This is a genomic window from Mesorhizobium sp. M7A.F.Ca.CA.004.04.2.1, assembly GCF_004022825.1.
In the GTDB taxonomy this organism is placed as follows: domain Bacteria; phylum Pseudomonadota; class Alphaproteobacteria; order Rhizobiales; family Rhizobiaceae; genus Mesorhizobium.
The window spans coordinates 1-390 of the sequence record NZ_RZPH01001840.1 but is presented as its reverse complement, the minus strand read 5'-3'; the positions used below and the strand labels follow the sequence as shown (position 1 = coordinate 390).

At 65.1% G+C, this 390-nt stretch carries 1 pseudogene; it reads left to right on the top strand.

Annotated elements, in window-relative coordinates:
- A pseudogene (locus tag EN893_RS37865) lies at nucleotides 1-390 on the top strand (hypothetical protein); the annotation flags it as partial.

Sequence of the window (390 nt, the reverse complement as noted above, 5' to 3'; positions counted from 1 at the left end):
GTCACCATCGGCGAGCCGCTGCAGACATAATCGATCGTCATCCTCGACGCATCGCTGCCGCAGCTTGACGAGCCCGGCGAACTGGGCGAGATCGGCATTGCCGGCATCGGGATCGCGGTCGGCTATCTCAACAGGCCCGACCTGACCGAGCAGAAATTCATCGCCGATTTCGTCGGCCTGCCGAACAATCCGTCCAGGCGCATCTACCGGACCGGCGACCTTGGCCGCATCAACGACCAAAGCGAGATCGAGTATAACGGCCGCATCGACACCCAGGTGAAGAGCCGCGGCTACCGCATCGAGCTCGGCGAGATCGAGGCGGTGCTGCTCGACCAGCCCGAGGTCGCCCAGGCTGCGGTCACCACCTGGGAGATCGAGCCCGGCCGCGTC